The 15,262-nt window shown below is 55.8% G+C and carries 13 protein-coding genes; 5 read left to right on the plus strand and 8 right to left on the minus strand.

Features of this window, described 5'->3' with window-relative positions; all coding sequences use genetic code 11:
* Positions 1 to 213: 213 nt before the first annotated feature.
* Positions 214 to 1,863: a glucose-6-phosphate isomerase gene (gene pgi / locus ABIC80_RS17350; RefSeq protein WP_054804247.1), complete on the minus strand. Its 1,650-nt coding sequence runs from the start codon at positions 1,861 to 1,863 to the stop codon at positions 214 to 216.
* Positions 1,864 to 2,227: 364 nt separating this feature from the next.
* Here pgi and lysC point away from each other — a divergent pair, with 364 nt between their 5' ends.
* Positions 2,228 to 3,577 (plus strand): lysine-sensitive aspartokinase 3, encoded by a 1,350-nt coding sequence (gene lysC, locus ABIC80_RS17355; RefSeq protein WP_288876498.1) that lies wholly within the window; start codon positions 2,228 to 2,230, stop codon positions 3,575 to 3,577.
* Between the two features lie 375 nt (positions 3,578 to 3,952).
* On the opposite strand, the gene ABIC80_RS17360 is transcribed toward lysC, so the two are convergent.
* Genes ABIC80_RS17360 through ABIC80_RS17370 form a run of 3 tightly spaced genes read right to left on the minus strand, consistent with a single transcriptional unit; the run spans position 3,953 to position 7,111 of the window.
* Positions 3,953 to 4,738: a nucleotidyltransferase domain-containing protein gene (locus ABIC80_RS17360; protein ID WP_429177973.1), complete on the minus strand. Its 786-nt coding sequence runs from the start codon at positions 4,736 to 4,738 to the stop codon at positions 3,953 to 3,955.
* 11 nt (positions 4,739 to 4,749) lie between these two features.
* Positions 4,750 to 5,976: an RtcB family protein gene (locus ABIC80_RS17365; protein ID WP_200134479.1), complete on the minus strand. Its 1,227-nt coding sequence runs from the start codon at positions 5,974 to 5,976 to the stop codon at positions 4,750 to 4,752.
* Entirely contained in the window at positions 5,966 to 7,111 is a 1,146-nt protein-coding gene (locus ABIC80_RS17370; protein ID WP_042712612.1) for a slipin family protein, read from the minus strand. Before ABIC80_RS17370 ends, ABIC80_RS17365 begins: the two co-directional genes overlap by 11 nt.
* A gap of 473 nt (positions 7,112 to 7,584) precedes the next feature.
* Here ABIC80_RS17370 and rtcR point away from each other — a divergent pair, with 473 nt between their 5' ends.
* From rtcR to ABIC80_RS17385, 3 genes are all read left to right on the plus strand, one after another.
* Positions 7,585 to 9,171: an RNA repair transcriptional activator RtcR gene (gene rtcR / locus ABIC80_RS17375; RefSeq protein WP_042712610.1), complete on the plus strand. Its 1,587-nt coding sequence runs from the start codon at positions 7,585 to 7,587 to the stop codon at positions 9,169 to 9,171.
* A 149-nt stretch (positions 9,172 to 9,320) separates the two neighbouring features.
* A complete protein-coding gene (gene panS / locus ABIC80_RS17380) occupies positions 9,321 to 10,262 on the plus strand; it encodes a ketopantoate/pantoate/pantothenate transporter PanS (protein WP_429177975.1) in 942 nt (313 codons plus the stop codon).
* A gap of 148 nt (positions 10,263 to 10,410) precedes the next feature.
* The gene (locus ABIC80_RS17385; RefSeq protein WP_042712605.1) at positions 10,411 to 10,683 is read left to right on the plus strand and encodes a DUF3811 domain-containing protein; all 273 of its coding nucleotides are present in this window, start codon (positions 10,411 to 10,413) and stop codon (positions 10,681 to 10,683) included.
* On the opposite strand, the gene rluF is transcribed toward ABIC80_RS17385, so the two are convergent.
* Positions 10,684 to 11,553, minus strand: a complete 870-nt coding sequence (gene rluF / locus ABIC80_RS17390; RefSeq protein WP_128483860.1) for a 23S rRNA pseudouridine(2604) synthase RluF — start codon at positions 11,551 to 11,553, stop codon at positions 10,684 to 10,686. It lies immediately after the preceding gene.
* Between the two features lie 246 nt (positions 11,554 to 11,799).
* Between rluF and ABIC80_RS17395 the strand changes: the two genes are divergently transcribed.
* On the plus strand, positions 11,800 to 12,078 hold the full coding sequence (locus ABIC80_RS17395) for an addiction module antidote protein (RefSeq protein ID WP_429177977.1): 279 nt from the start codon (positions 11,800 to 11,802) through the stop codon (positions 12,076 to 12,078).
* A gap of 28 nt (positions 12,079 to 12,106) precedes the next feature.
* Here the strand turns inward: ABIC80_RS17395 and ABIC80_RS17400 are convergent, their stop codons facing one another.
* The 3 genes from ABIC80_RS17400 to ABIC80_RS17410 form a co-directional block, all read right to left on the minus strand.
* A complete protein-coding gene (locus ABIC80_RS17400; RefSeq protein WP_429177979.1) occupies positions 12,107 to 13,738 on the minus strand; it encodes a Na/Pi cotransporter family protein in 1,632 nt (543 codons plus the stop codon).
* A 171-nt stretch (positions 13,739 to 13,909) separates the two neighbouring features.
* The gene (locus ABIC80_RS17405; protein WP_288877206.1) at positions 13,910 to 14,386 is read right to left on the minus strand and encodes a hypothetical protein; all 477 of its coding nucleotides are present in this window, start codon (positions 14,384 to 14,386) and stop codon (positions 13,910 to 13,912) included.
* Complete coding sequence (locus ABIC80_RS17410) at positions 14,361 to 15,137, minus strand: hypothetical protein (protein ID WP_305207073.1); 777 nt, start codon at positions 15,135 to 15,137, stop codon at positions 14,361 to 14,363. Before ABIC80_RS17410 ends, ABIC80_RS17405 begins: the two co-directional genes overlap by 26 nt.
* Positions 15,138 to 15,262 lie beyond the last annotated feature (125 nt).

Raw genomic sequence — 15,262 nt, forward strand, 5'->3', positions numbered from 1 at the left:
GCAAGCGTTACGCTATGCGCCCTGATTTTCGGATAAACCTGATGAATGATATTACGCGTGTTAAAGAAGGCTATTCCGCCCGGATTAGCCCTAACGGAAATAACATTATTGGAATTACTTATATATTGATTGGCACTGAAGGCGGATATTTAAGGTGCGGCGGGAATAATTGCGCAGACAAAAAAAAGCGCCGCCGAAGCGACGCTTTCTCTGTTAACCGCGCCAGGATTTGTAGCGGTTAATCAGCCCGTTTGTCGAGCTGTCATGGCTGGAGATGGAGCGATCGTCGCCCAGCTCTGGCAGGATACGGTTCGCCAGCTGTTTACCCAGCTCAACGCCCCACTGGTCAAATGTGAAGATGTTGAGGATGGCGCCCTGGGTGAAGATTTTGTGCTCATAGAGCGCAATCAGCGCGCCGAGGCTAAACGGCGTAATTTCACGCAGCAGGATGGAGTTGGTCGGGCGGTTGCCTTCAAACACTTTGAACGGCACCACGTGATCCAGCGTCGCCGGATCTTTACCCTGATCGCGATACTCCTGCTCAACCACCTCACGGGATTTGCCGAACGCCAGCGCTTCAGTCTGAGCGAAGAAGTTGGAGAGCAGCTTCTGGTGGTGATCGGAAAGCGCGTTATGGGTGATGGCCGGAGCGATAAAATCGCACGGCACCATTTTGGTTCCCTGGTGAATCAGCTGGTAAAACGCATGCTGACCGTTGGTGCCCGGCTCACCCCAGATGATTGGGCCAGTCTGGTAATCCACGGCGTTGCCATTACGGTCAACGTATTTACCGTTGGACTCCATGTTGCCCTGCTGGAAGTAAGCGGCAAAGCGGTGCATGTACTGGTCATACGGCAGGATCGCTTCGGTTTCAGCGCCGAAGAAGTTGTTGTACCAGATACCGATCAGCGCCAGCAGCACCGGCAGGTTCTTATCCAGCTCGGTGGAGGCGAAGTGCTTGTCCATCGCATGCGCGCCGGAAAGCAGCTCAACAAAGTTGTCGAAGCCAACCGAGAGGATGATCGACAGGCCAATCGCCGACCACAGGGAGTAACGACCGCCCACCCAGTCCCAGAACTCAAACATATTAGCGGTATCAATCCCGAACTCACCCACCGCTTTCGCGTTGGTCGAGAGCGCGGCAAAGTGCTTCGCCACATGCTTTTCATCACCGGCGGTTTTCAGGAACCAATCGCGCGCGCTGTGGGCGTTGGTCATGGTTTCCTGGGTGGTGAAGGTTTTCGATGCCACGAGGAACAGGGTGCTTTCCGGGTTCACTTTCTTCAGCACTTCGGCGATGTGGGTACCATCGACGTTAGAGACAAAGTGCATGTTGAGGTGATTTTTATACGGGCGCAGCGCTTCGGTGACCATAAACGGGCCGAGATCCGAGCCGCCAATGCCGATGTTGACCACGTCGGTGATCGGCTTGCCGGTGTAGCCTTTCCAGCTACCTGAAATGATCGCTTCAGAGAAGCTTTTCATCTTCTCCAGCACCGCGTTCACTTCCGGCATCACATCTTTGCCATCGACCATAATCGGCGTATTGCTACGGTTGCGCAGCGCGACATGCAGCACGGCGCGATCTTCGGTGCGGTTGATTTTCTCACCGGAGAACATCGATTTGATGGCACCAGCCAGATCGGTTTCTTTCGCCAGCGCCAGCAGCGCGTCGAGGGTCTCTTGCGTGATGCGGTTTTTGGAGTAATCCACCAGCATCAGATCGTCGAAGGTGGCGGAGAATTTGGTAAAGCGGTCACCGTCTTTTGCGAAGAGATCCGCAAGAGTGACGTCCTTCATTTCAGCGTAGTGTTTCTGTAGTGCCTGCCAGGCAGAAGTCTGCGTTGGATTGATGTTTTTCATAGCAATACTCTTCTGATTTGAGAAGTGAGACTGCCGTCGATTGTAGCGCCTGCGAAGGGAAGGTGTGATGGTTTTTATGTCAAAGGTTCGGTCGATGTGCGCAAAAGCCAGGCAAAAAACAGCGAAAACCAGCACAACATAAGTCATTTTACTAACAGCAAAAGCAGCATGAAAAATCCGCATAATCCCGACGTTGACACTATGCCCGCCCAGCCTTTATTTATAAATACACTGTTTTGCGAATGTTTTTTGCAGGAAAACTGCACGCTTCAGTTTCATCTACCCAGGCCACCGCTGTGGGGTGAAAGGCGAAGGGTCAACCTTGTGCCATGGCTGAAATGATATCCCCTGACACGAGGTAGTTATGTCAAGTTTCGTTGTCGCTAAATTTGGCGGCACCAGCGTTGCCGATTACGATGCCATGAACCGCAGTGCGGACGTGGTGCTCTCCGATAACAGTGTCCGTCTGGTGGTGCTCTCCGCTTCCGCAGGCGTGACCAACTTACTGGTTGCGCTGGCCGAAGGCCTTGAAGCGACCGAGCGTTTCGTCAAGCTCGACGCCATCCGCAAAATTCAGTTCGATATTCTGGAGCGTATGGGCAGCCAGGCGGTGATCCGCGAAGAGATCGAACGCCTGCTGGAAAATATTACTACCCTCGCTGAAGCTGCTTCGCTGGCGACCTCGGCGGCGCTGACGGATGAACTGGTCAGCCACGGCGAACTGATGTCGACCCTGCTGTTTGTGGAAGTGCTGCGCGAGCGCAGCGTGCAGGCGCAGTGGTTTGATATTCGCAAAGTGATGCGCACCAGCGACCGTTTTGGCCGCGCCGAGCCGGACGTGGACGCCCTCTCAACGCTTGCCACGCAGCAACTTGCCCCGCGCATCAACGAAGGCCTGGTGATCACCCAGGGCTTTATCGGCAGCGAAGCGAAAGGCCGCACCACTACGCTGGGCCGCGGCGGCAGCGATTACACCGCCGCGTTACTGGCTGAAGCGCTGAGCGCGTCGCGCGTCGATATCTGGACCGATGTCCCGGGCATTTACACCACCGATCCGCGCGTGGTGCCGGCAGCAAAACGCATTGATGAAATCGCCTTTGAAGAGGCGGCAGAGATGGCGACCTTCGGCGCGAAAGTGCTCCATCCAGCGACGCTGTTACCGGCGGTACGCAGCGATATTCCGGTGTTTGTCGGCTCGAGCAAAGATCCGCAGGCGGGCGGTACGCTGGTGTGCAATAACACCACCAATCCGCCGCTGTTCCGCGCGCTGGCGCTGCGTCGTAAGCAGACGCTGTTAACGCTGCACAGCCTGAATATGCTCCACTCGCGCGGCTTCCTCGCCGAAGTGTTCGGCATTCTGGCGCGGCACAATATTTCGGTCGATCTGATTACCACCTCGGAAGTGAGCGTGGCGCTAACGCTGGATACCACCGGTTCCACCTCCACGGGCGATACGCTACTGACGCAGGGGCTGCTGATGGAGCTTTCGGCGCTCTGTCGGGTGGAAGTGGAAGAGGATCTGGCGCTGGTGGCGCTGATTGGCAACGATTTGTCGAAAGCGTGCGGCGTGGGCAAAGAGGTGTTCGGCGTGCTCGAACCCTTCAATATCCGCATGATCTGTTACGGCGCGTCGAGCCATAACCTCTGTTTCCTCGTCCCCGGAAAAGAGGCCGAACAGGTGGTGCAGAAGTTACATCACAACCTGTTCGAGTGAGATTTTGCCTGATGGCGGCTGCGCCTTATCAGGCCTACGGGAATGATGTCGTTTGTAGTTTGTAGGCCGGGTAAGCGCAGCGCCACCCGGCAAGCAGCCTCCGCAAGCCAAAACCAGCCACAATATCGTGGTTCTGCCTGATGGCGGCTGCGCCTTATCAGGCCTACGTAAACCATGCATATTTCAATTGCATGGCCGTTTGTAGGCCGGGTAAGCGTAGCGCCACCCGGCAAGCAGCCTCCGCAAACCAAAACCAGCAGCAATATCGTGGTTCTGCCTGATGGCGGCTGCGCCTTATCAGGCCTACGTAAACCATGCATATTTTAACTGCATGGCCGTTTGTAGGCCGGGTAAGCGCAGCGCCACCCGGCAGGATTACGCCATCACCGTTTCAAACAGCAACTGGTCGAGATCGTGAACATTGCCGCTGCGGCTCTCGGGCAACGCATCGGCCACTTCACCGCGCGCCAGCTCCTGGCTTATAAAATCATGCATCAACGGCCGACGCGCGCCGTACTGCGCTTCACCTGCGCGCTGCTTCACCTCCAGCAGCTCATCGATTTCAGCCCGCAGCGGCGCGCCGAGATCGCTCCCTGCCAGCAGGGTGGCGAAACGCATCGGCGGCATCCCTTTCCCCGCCTCTATCCAGCGCACCGCCAGTAGCGGGCGCAGCACATAGAAGTATTTTTTCAGCCGCACCTGCTCATCCTGCAAGTAGCTGCGAAAGTTCTTCTTCGCCATCGCGTAGTAGTGCCAGCGCGCGCGAACCGGTGAAAACCAGTGCGGCACCTGATCGCGCAACGCCGCCAGCACGCCCTCATCCTGCTGATAGACCACCGGCGAATCGAGCCACTCGATAAGCGTCGGGTTTGCGGACTTCAATAACCCCAGCGCTTTGCGCCACTCCCAGCCGCAAACATCCAGCTCCGCGTCTATCGGCAGCTCGATCACATCGCGCTGCGGTTCAACGCGCAGATACCACTGCGGCTTGTGCACATACAAAAAACGCACATCATAATCGCTGTCCGGCGAGGCAAAGCCCCAGCCACGACTGCCTGATTCGCAGGAGTAGAGCACTCTCACATCATATTTGCGCTCTACTGCCTCTAACTCGAGCCGCACGCGTTCACGCATGGCGGCATCAACTCCGTGCTGTTCCATTTCTGACTCCTTTATCCTTTTACGCACACCACCTGACGCAGGGTATGCACCACTTCCACCAGCGAGGCCTGCGCCGCCATCACGGCGTCGATATCTTTATAGGCCATCGGGATCTCATCGATCACCTCGCTGTCTTTACGGCACTCCACATGCGCGGTAGCGCGGATCTGATCCTCAACGGTAAAGCGCTTTTTCGCCGCGGTACGGCTCATGGTGCGCCCGGCACCGTGGCTGCATGAACAGAAGCTCTCTTCATTTCCCAGCCCGCGCACGATAAAGCTTTTCGCACCCATTGAGCCGGGAATAATCCCCATCTGCCCCTTTTGCGCCGACACTGCACCTTTACGCGTTACCAGCACCTCTTCACCAAAGTGCGTCTCTTTTTGCACATAGTTATGGTGGCAATTCACCGCTTCCTGCTGGGTCATAAAGGGTTTAGTGATAATACTCGACAGCGCTGCCAACACGCGCGACATCATCACTTCCCGGTTATGACGGGCGAAATCCTGCGCCCACTCGACCGCTTCCAGATAGTCGTCATAGTGCTTGCTCCCCTCGCGGAAATAGGCGAGGTTTCGGTCCGGCAGATTGGCGATATGCTGCTGCATATCCTGCTGGGCCAGGGTGATAAAGACGTTGCCGATGGCGTTACCCACGCCGCGCGAACCGCTGTGCAACATCACCCAGACCCGCTGCTGCTCATCCAGACACACTTCAATAAAGTGGTTACCGGTGCCCAATGTTCCCAGATGCTGATAATTGTTAGTTTTCAGCAAGCGCGGATATTTATCCGTCAGCCGCTTAAAGCGCGGCGCAAGCGACGCCCAGTGCACATCCACCTCTTCCGGCGGTCTTGACCATGAGCCTTTATCCCGCTTCGATCGGTTTACCGAGCGCCCGTGCGGCACAGCTTGCTCAATGGCGCTGCGCAGCCCGCTCAGGTTATCCGGCAGATCGCTTGCCAGCAGCGAGGTGCGCACGGCAATCATGCCGCAACCGATATCCACGCCGACCGCCGCCGGGATAATCGCCCCTTTGGTCGGGATGACGCTACCAATGGTGGAACCTTTCCCGAGGTGCACATCCGGCATCACCGCCAGATGTTTGAAGATAAACGGCATTTTGGCGGTATTAAGCAACTGCTCACGCGCTTCTGGCTCGACCGGCACGCCGTGGGTCCACATCTTCACCGGCGCGCTGTTTTCACGCGCCAGCAGGTTGTAATCGTTATGCTGCATTATCTTTTCCTTTAATGTTTACAAGGCCGTGCAATACCTGGTCGAGACCACCGAAGACCGAGATCTTATCGATGCGCTCTGCGACACGCTCCAGCGTTTCCAGCTCTTTCAGGCGCAATGCCACCGGGTTGCTCTCCATCACTTTTGCCGTGTTCAGCAACGAACGGGTGGCGGCGGTCTCTTCGCGGCGGCGGATCACATTCGCCTGCGCCGACTTTTCTGCCTCCACTAAGCGCGACAGAATGGTTTTCATCTCGCCCGGCAGGATGATGTCTTTGACGCCAAGCGATGCCACTTCGATGCCGAAGGCCGCCATGCGGTTCGCCACCTGTACGCTAACCACATCAGCAATAATCTGCTTATCTTCCAGCAGTTCATCCAGCGTGCGGGTACCGATCGCTTCACGCAGGGCAAACTGCAATTCGCGGTAGAGGTGATCCAGCGGTTTGCTCAACTGGGCAAACGCGCTCAGCACATCGCTGTAACGCCAGTTCGCCGCCAGGTTGAGGCGCAGGGTCACTTTATCTTTGGTCAGGATCTCCTGGCCGCTTACTTCCAGCACCTGCAGGCGCAGATCGACCACTTCCGCTTCCACCAGGTGGTTCACTTTCCAGTAACCGCTGATACCCGCCGGTAACAGCGCCTGGGTTTCACCATCGATTTTCAGCACGCCCGCATGCCAGGCAGGAACCTGCACCACCAGGATTGCGTCGCGCCCTTTCACCGCTGCGCCGCGTTTCGGCTGTAATACGGCGTTCAGAATATCGGCCGGGACGCTCACCTCATCGGTATTAATACGCACCAGCGTCAGGGTGTCGTCCGCTTTCCAGTAAAGACGGCGCGTGGCGGGCGGCAAAATCTCCAGCAGCATGCCGTTCAGGTAGAGCGCGCCCGCTTCGTTATCGCCCAGATCGGCTGCCAGGCAATACTTTTCCACCCACTCCGGCTGGAAACGGCGCAAATACTCGGCAAGCCCGGCTGGCACTTCGCTGCCGTCACGGTTAACAATCAGCACATCCGGTTTTTTGCCAAACCATGGCAGACGGTGCTCTCCGGTTTCCAGAACCTGGTAGTAGTCGCCCTCTTTTGCCAGTAACGCTAACTGACCTTTTCGAATTGTGATTTTGTTGGTCATCTCTATTCCCTCTTATTTTTGTTGTTACGACCGCGGATGCAGGGGCGAAGCGACAGGGGAAACACTGTTTTGCCTGCCGCCCGGCGCCATTATCGGCGGTCGTCTCATGTCACCGTAAACTGCGTGATGACGGGGTACTGCATCATGATTATCTGGAGAGATAATGGTTGCGAACTCGGGAGTCGAACCCGATCAATAACCGATTTTTCGCAGATGTCTCTGCACTGACGGAACGCCTCCGGGAAAACGGCGCTTGCCGCTCCTGATGCGCCGGCGGGGTGAATAACCCCAGCGAACTCAGCGTGTTGACGAGATAACTATTGCGAGAGGCGTGCCAAAAAGAGGAAAACAAACAAATAATTTTTTATCTTATTGAAAATTAATATTTTATTTTTTTATCCTGATGCCAGGCATTGTGCCAGCCTACGAGATTTCTTATCTTTATATATCGCCTTTTATTATTCAGGATAAAGATGAAACGTCGGGTTGTGATTGGGGTGCTGGGAACAGTGCTGGATAAACGCGGAAAACGGCATAACCGCTTTCGCAAATGGCGACCGACGGTGGCACTCTGCCAGCAAGCGGATTTTCCTGTTGACCGGCTGGAGTTGATCCACCAGCCGCGCGATGAGGGGCTGGCGGCGCACACCGCAGAGGATATCGCTGTGCTCTCGCCGCGCACCGAGGTGCGCACCCACCCAGTGGAGATCAAAAACCCGTGGGATTTCGAAGAGGTCTACGCCGCGTTTCTCGATTTCGCCACTCACTACCCTTTCGACACCGACAATGAAGAGTACCTGGTGCATATCACCACCGGGACGCACGTGGCGCAGATCTGCTGGTTCCTGCTCACCGAAGCGCGCTACCTTCCCGCCAGCCTGTTGCAGACCGGCCCGGCGGCGAGAGGCGCGAACGATAAAGAGATCTCAGCGGGCGTCTGTTCGATTATCGATCTCGATTTAAGCCGCTATGCCACGCTGACCAGCCGTTTTCAGCGCGAGCAGCAGCAGTCGGTCTCGTTCCTGAAATCGGGTATTGATACGCGCAACGCTACCTTTAACCGCCTGATCGATCAGATTGAGCGCGTGGCGCTGCGCTCGTCTGCGCCGATTCTGCTTACCGGCCCGACCGGGGCAGGAAAATCGTTTCTGGCAAAACGCATCTTTCAGCTACGCCACTCCCGCCATCTCGTTGCCGGGCGGCTGGTGGCAGTGAACTGCGCCACCCTGCGCGGCGATAACGCCATGTCGACGCTGTTTGGTCACGTTAAGGGAGCGTTTACCGGCGCACAGCAGGCGCGAACCGGGCTGCTGCGCGAAGCGGACGGCGGGGTACTGTTCCTTGATGAGATCGCTGAGCTGGGGCTGGATGAGCAGGCGATGCTGTTAAAAGCAATTGAAGAGAAGACCTTTTTCCCTTTCGGCTCAGATAAAGAGGTGCAGAGTGACTTCCAGCTGATTGCCGGTACCCATCGCAATATGCAGCAGTGGGTGGATGAGGGGCGATTCAGGGAGGATCTCTACGCGCGTATCAATATGTGGACCTTTGAACTGCCGGGGCTGGCGCAGCGGCGGGAGGATATCGCTCCCAATATCGAGTATGAGTTGCAGCGTTTTGGCCTTGAGCAGCAGACGCAGATCCGCTTCGACAAAGGGGCGCGCGAGCGTTACCTGGCCTTCGCCTGCTCGGCGCAGGCGGCGTGGCGCGGCAATTTCCGCGAGCTGAGCACCTCGATTGCCCGCATGGCAACGCTGGCGGAACAGGGCCGCATCACCGATACGCTGGTGTCAGAGGAGATCGCCCGCCTGGAATACAACTGGCGCGGTGCGCCATCAACGGGCGATCTTCCGGTCGACCTTGAGACGCTGGATCTCTTCGACAGACGCCAGCTGGAGAGCGTGGTGGAGGTGTGTCGCCGCACGCAGAGCCTCTCTGAAGCGGGCCGTGAACTGTTTGCGGTCTCGCGGCAGAAAAAAGCCACCCCCAATGATGCTGACCGGCTGCGTAAATATCTTGCGCGCTTTGGCCTCAGTTGGGAGAGCGTGCGTGGCGCAACATAAACGATCTTCATCATAATTCGTTTGAATATTAATCCTTAGCACGATAAACATTGGCTATGGCCGGGCTTGAACCCGGCCGTTAATAAACCCCCGAATCGTTGACGAGAACGGGGAATAACACAACACAATGTCATCGCAAGGAAATCCCCATGCTCGCAACCTTCACGCGGCTGTTCCCGCTCTGGGCCGTGCTGCTCTCCGTTCTCGCCTACTTCTTCCCGCCGACATTTGTCGCTATCGGCCCGTGGGTCACCACGCTACTGATGCTGATTATGTTCGGCATGGGCGTACATCTGACCCTCGACGACTTTAAGCGCGTGCTCTCCCGACCGGCCCCCGTCGCGGCGGGTACCTTTCTTCACTACCTGGTGATGCCGCTGGCGGCGTGGTTGCTGGCAATGATTTTCAAGATGCCACCTGATCTCTCGGCCGGAATGGTGCTGGTCGGCAGCGTCGCCAGCGGAACCGCATCCAACGTGATGATCTATCTTGCTAAAGGCGATGTCGCGCTGTCGGTGACCATCTCTTCGGTCTCAACGCTGGTGGGGGTTATTGCCACGCCGCTGCTGACGCGCCTCTATGTCGATGCCCATATTCAGGTCGATGTGATGGGGATGCTGCTGAGTATCCTGCAAATCGTGGTGATCCCGATTGGGCTGGGATTGATTGTTCATTACCTCCTCCCGCGCGTGGTGAAAGCGGTAGAACCCTGGCTGCCCGCCTTTTCGATGGTCTGTATTCTGGCCATCATCAGCGCAGTGGTCGCCGGTTCCGCGTCGCATATTGCTTCTGTTGGGCTGATGGTGATTGTGGCGGTGATCCTGCATAACGCGATTGGTCTGCTCAGCGGTTACTGGGGCGGGCGTCTGTTTGGTTTTGATGAGTCCACCTGCCGGACGCTGGCTATCGAAGTGGGAATGCAGAACTCGGGGCTGGCTGCCGCGCTCGGCAAGCTCTACTTCTCACCGCTCGCCGCCCTGCCCGGCGCGCTCTTCTCGGTGTGGCATAATCTTTCCGGCTCGCTGCTGGCGGGCTACTGGTCGGGTAAACCGGTAGAGAGCCGTCAGACAGAAAAGCGTAAAGCGAGTTAACTGAAAAGGGGATACCGGGCGCAGCGCGTCGTTCCGGTTATCCTCACTGAACGATAACCTGCGAGCCAATTTCCAGTTATGGCGTTCTTGCCTGCGCTTTTGACGCGTTATCGCGTAGACTCGTGACACTTCCTTAGGAGAACATGCCATGGCCGTGACCAGACTGACGCAGAAAGAGATGACCGAAAGTGAACAGCGGGAGCTTAAAACGCTGCTCGATCGCGCCCGCATTGCGCATGGACGCCCGCTGAGCAACTCTGAGGCGAACCATGTTAAGAAAGAGTACATCGATAAGCTGATGGCGCAGCGTGAAGCGACTGCGAAGAAAGCCCGCCAGGTGAAAAAGCAGCAGGCTTACAAACCTGATGAGAACAGCACCTTTTCGTGGTCGGCAACCACGCAAACGCGCGGACGCCGCTGATTAGCGCCCTTTCTTTTTCCTGCCCGGCTGGGTAAAGCGCTTACCGGCCGGTTTCGCCCGGCTTTTCTCTTCCGGCTTCGCCGCTTTCACCGCGGGCTTTTTCGCCGCCTGCGGTTTCGCGTTGCTCTTCGCTTTCGGTTTGGCTTCCGAGGTGGAGTTCTCAATCAGCTTAAACAGCGCAATCAGCTCATCACCGGTGAGATCGCGCCACTCGCCGGGCGGCAATCCGGTCAGGCTGACGTTCATAATGCGCGTGCGCTCAAGCTTGGTCACCTCATAGCCAAAGTGTTCGCACATGCGGCGAATCTGGCGGTTAAGCCCCTGCACCAGCGTGATGCGGAAGGTAAAAGGCGCTTCCCTCTTCACTTTGCACTTTTTAGTTACCGTACCGAGGATCGGCACACCTGCGCCCATCCCGCGAACAAACTCGTCGGTAACCGGCTTGTTGACCGTGACAAGATACTCTTTTTCATGGTCATTTCCCGCGCGCAGGATCTTGTTCACCAGATCGCCGTGGTTGGTCAGGAAAATCAGCCCCTGCGAATCTTTATCGAGCCGGCCAATGGGGAAGATGCGGCTACTGTGGTTAACGAAATCGACAATATTGTCCTTTTCGCCCTCTTCGGTGGTACTGACGATGCCAACGGGTTTATTCAGCGCGATAAACACCAGATCCTCTTCGCTTCGCGGTTCGATAAGTTGCCCGTTCACTTTCACCACGTCTCCGGCAACCACCTGGTCGCCAATCCCGGCACGTTTGCCGTTGATAAAGACGTTGCCCTGTTCGATGTAACGGTCAGCCTCGCGGCGTGAGCAGATTCCGCTTTCGCTAATGTATTTGTTTAAACGTGTTGATTGGGTTGGCAGCATAAGTTCTCCTCTGAAAGCGGAATATAACGTTGTTGAGCAGAAGAGAAAAATGGATTTTTGCCCCAACGGCAAAGAAATGTGCGCTAACTCGTTAAAATATATGCACTATGTGAAAGCGAGCAAAGTAGTCTGCGAGACGCTTTCCAGAAGGAGAATGGGGGACTTCTTTCCGTACCAGTGGAAGAGTATTTTTGCTCAACAGTACAAAATACCAGGCAAAATGTGTTTAACCATCAGGTGATTACCATGAATAAATTAACCCCTTACGATCCCGCAGCGGCACTGGTTAACGATGAGGCGATAGCACTCTTCATGGCGGATGCGCTCGAAACCGGCGATGCGGCTTATATCGCCCGAGCATTAGGGATGATTGCTCGGGCCAAAGGGATGAGCGACATCGCTGCAGAAACCGGTTTGTCACGCGAGCAGCTCTATCGCTCTTTCAGCGAAAAAGGGAATCCGACACTGAAGACGACACTCTCCGTAATGAAAGCGCTGGGCATTGAACTGACAGTCAAACGCTAAACTGCCGTGCCCGCAGGCACGGCGTGGATTAATACTCTTCGCGGGATTCGTCTTCGTCGGGCTGCTCCAGCACGCTGTAGGCCACCGAGCAGAAGAGCGAGTTGAGGCGCTTCATATCGCCGAGCAGGCCGAGGTGCAGCGAGCTGGTTTCAATACTCTGCACGTTTTGCTGATGCAGACGATCGACGTGCGCATGGGAGTAACGGCGGTTCAGAATGCGGAAGCGGTGCTTGCTGCGGCGCAACCGACGCGCGCTGGTGACATCGCGGGAGAAAAAGACCGACATCGCCAGCTTCAGGTTGTTAAGCAGCTGTTCATGCAGGGCATCCAGCTCTTTCAGCCCTTCAAAGGAGAACGCGCGCCGCGCGGCGAGGGATTTATCGGCGATTTCACTGCCCATGCGCTCAATAATGTCGGAGGCCTGCTCAAGGTTGAGGGACATCTCAATCACCTCGCCCCAGCGTTTAGACTCCTCTTCCGCCAGCTCATCTTTCGGCATGCGCGCCAGGTAGAGTTTGATAGCTGTGTAGAGCACATTCACATCGTCAGCCTGCTTACGCAGCTCCTTCTCCTGACGCGGTTCGCCATGCATCACTTTGTGCAGCCCTTCCAGCATCTGCTCCATCGCATCGCCCATGCGCAGTGTTTCGCGTGCGGCATTGGCCAGCGCCAGCGTTGGCGTATCGAGCGCGGAGCTGTCGAGGTGCTTAGGCTTGAGACGCGCCTCCAGTTCAGGCTCTTCGTGAATAATACGTTTACAGAATCGCGCCATCGGGCTGGCAAACGGCACCATCGCCAGGCAGCGAATAACGTTATAGAAGACATGGAAATAGATCACCAGCTCCGATTCCGGCAGCGGCAGTTTCTGCATCCCGTCAGCAAGAAGGTGAACGAAAGGCAGGATAAGCAGGCTACCCACCAGTTTGAAGAGCAGGCTGCCGAGCGCAACGCGGCGGGCGGCGGCATTGGCCCCACTGTTATTCAGCATCGCCAGCAGACCGGATCCGAGGTTGGCACCAATCACCAGGCAGAGCGCCACCGGGAACGAGATAATGCCGGCCGCGGTTAACGTCGCGGTCAGCAACACTGCGGCAAGGCTGGAGTAGCTGATAATGGCAAACACCGCGCCAATCAGCGCGTCGAGCATGATATCGCCAGTCAGCGAGGCGAAAATCACCTGCACGCCATTCGCCTGGGTAATCGGCGTCACGGCCTGCACAATCAACTCCAGCGCCAGCAGGAACAGCCCAAGGCCGATGCTGACGCGGCCAAGCTGCCCTTCGCGGGTCTGTTTACGCCCAAGAAAGAAGATCACGCCGACAAAGATCAGCAGCGGCGAAAGCCATGAGAGATCGAAGGTCAGCACACGCGCCATCAGCGCGGTACCCACATCCGCACCGAGTACGATCACCAGTGCCGGGGTCAGCGCCACCAGATCCTGGGCGACAAAGGAGGCCACCAGCATGGTGGTGGCATTACTGCTCTGCACCAGCGCGGTCACGCCAATACCGGCGCAGAAGGCGAGCGGTTTTTTCTCTACGCTGCGGCTAAGCACCGTGCGTAAACGCGCGCCGAACACGCGCATGACGCCAGTTCGTACAATGTGTGTGCCCCACACCAGCAGGGCGACAGCAGAAAGAAGATGTAGCAAAGTTAACACGGAATCAGCTTCTCCTTATCGTTATGCGCTGCCTGTTATCCACATGGATACGGCAACTTTATGAAGTAAGTATAAGGCGTTAAACCTGAGACGGGCGCAGGGCGCGCAATCCGCGCCCTGTGAGTTGTAAGAATAGATGACAGTTATGTGACAGAAGCGAGGCGTTGGCGGTTAACGCATTAATGCGGCATCCGCGCGCGGGGTGCCGTTACGTTTCGCCCAGACCACCGAGCCAATTTTTAACGCTTCCGACAACATAAACAACACAACCGCGCCCCATGCTGAGCTAAATCCACTCAGATGCATCATCATCGGGATCAGCGCAACAGAGCATTTTAATGAGAATACACGGGCAATTTCCTGCACCACAAAGAAAATCATATTGATATTTTTCTTCGCCAGAAACGACCACGCGGAAAATATTAATGAAACAATTAATACAATATTAATAAAGAACATCAACTGCATTAATCCGCCCGTCACACCGCTGACGCCTAAGCGGCCATAGTTGGAATAAAACGCGCTGATGTCAGAATAAAAAGGTACGTTACCGCTCTGCATCGAAAAAAAGAGATATCCGAGCAGCGCCAGCACGTCCATCACGCCCCAAAAGATAAATATTTTATTTCTTAAATTCATAATCTTCATCCCTTACGCCTGGAATCCAGTGCCATGATTTACCTGACACCGCCCAGGCATCATCACCCTCAAGATATTTCTGGTAGATCGTCCGTTTTTCGCCGTAGCGGCGGATCACCGAACGATTATAGAGGAACTCGCGCGTATCGGACGCCAGGTCTGCTGGCAGCGGCGTCCACAGCTGAATTTTATCGCGCGAGGTGTTCATATAATCTTTGCCGTCAGAGCCAAAAACGCGCCCCTCATCGCCCATACTGGTCGCGCGGTTAAGCAGCATCACTGCCGCATTTTTCACGCCGTGGAAGTCCGTTTCGCTGGTTTTCCAGTAGCCGGGGCCAAACTCATCCGTTACTGGCGCAAAATCGCTGCGGGTCGGTGCCGGATGCCCGTGCACCGCCACGCTATCTTTAAAGCCGTTGATAATCGTGCGCACAAAGACGGCGTTGAACGACAGGCTCTGCACGCAAAACAGCTCAGCGCTTTCGGAAATAAAGAACGGATAGTAGAAGCGGTTGCGCGCGCTGACGTTCGGCCGGACCACCACCACAATGCCTTTATCAATCAGGCTATCGATATAGTTCTCTTTTTGATGGCCCAGCGGATCGTGCGGTAAACCATATTTAAAACCGTGATGAGGTTTAATGGTGTAGCCATCAATACTGCCTAAAAGATTATTGGGGCTGCTTTCAATAAAGTACTCTTTTTTAATGATGTTTTTTGCAATATCTGGCGCAAGGATATTCTCATAATCCTTCGGCAATAAATTTCTTTTCCTGATATCATAAATATCCATTTTATAATACTCACGTTTAATTGATGTCAGCCAAAAGCAGCGCAAAAAAGAGAGCAACTTTACTTTTTAATCTGCCTCCATCATACGCATGA

Source organism: Kosakonia sp. 1610 (assembly GCF_050435845.1).
Lineage (GTDB): Bacteria > Pseudomonadota > Gammaproteobacteria > Enterobacterales > Enterobacteriaceae > Kosakonia > Kosakonia cowanii.

What these genes read in the sequence shown, in the direction of transcription:
- pgi (WP_054804247.1), bottom strand. Translation starts at nt 1,863, where the DNA reads ATGAAAAACATCAATCCAACGCAGACTTCTGCCTGGCAGGCACTACAG.
- lysC (WP_288876498.1), top strand. Translation starts at nt 2,228, where the DNA reads ATGTCAAGTTTCGTTGTCGCTAAATTTGGCGGCACCAGCGTTGCCGAT.
- ABIC80_RS17360 (WP_429177973.1), bottom strand. Translation starts at nt 4,738, where the DNA reads ATGGAACAGCACGGAGTTGATGCCGCCATGCGTGAACGCGTGCGGCTC.
- ABIC80_RS17365 (WP_200134479.1), bottom strand. Translation starts at nt 5,976, where the DNA reads ATGCAGCATAACGATTACAACCTGCTGGCGCGTGAAAACAGCGCGCCG.
- ABIC80_RS17370 (WP_042712612.1), bottom strand. Translation starts at nt 7,111, where the DNA reads ATGACCAACAAAATCACAATTCGAAAAGGTCAGTTAGCGTTACTGGCA.
- rtcR (WP_042712610.1), top strand. Translation starts at nt 7,585, where the DNA reads ATGAAACGTCGGGTTGTGATTGGGGTGCTGGGAACAGTGCTGGATAAA.
- panS (WP_429177975.1), top strand. Translation starts at nt 9,321, where the DNA reads ATGCTCGCAACCTTCACGCGGCTGTTCCCGCTCTGGGCCGTGCTGCTC.
- ABIC80_RS17385 (WP_042712605.1), top strand. Translation starts at nt 10,411, where the DNA reads ATGGCCGTGACCAGACTGACGCAGAAAGAGATGACCGAAAGTGAACAG.
- rluF (WP_128483860.1), bottom strand. Translation starts at nt 11,553, where the DNA reads ATGCTGCCAACCCAATCAACACGTTTAAACAAATACATTAGCGAAAGC.
- ABIC80_RS17395 (WP_429177977.1), top strand. Translation starts at nt 11,800, where the DNA reads ATGAATAAATTAACCCCTTACGATCCCGCAGCGGCACTGGTTAACGAT.
- ABIC80_RS17405 (WP_288877206.1), bottom strand. Translation starts at nt 14,386, where the DNA reads ATGAAGATTATGAATTTAAGAAATAAAATATTTATCTTTTGGGGCGTG.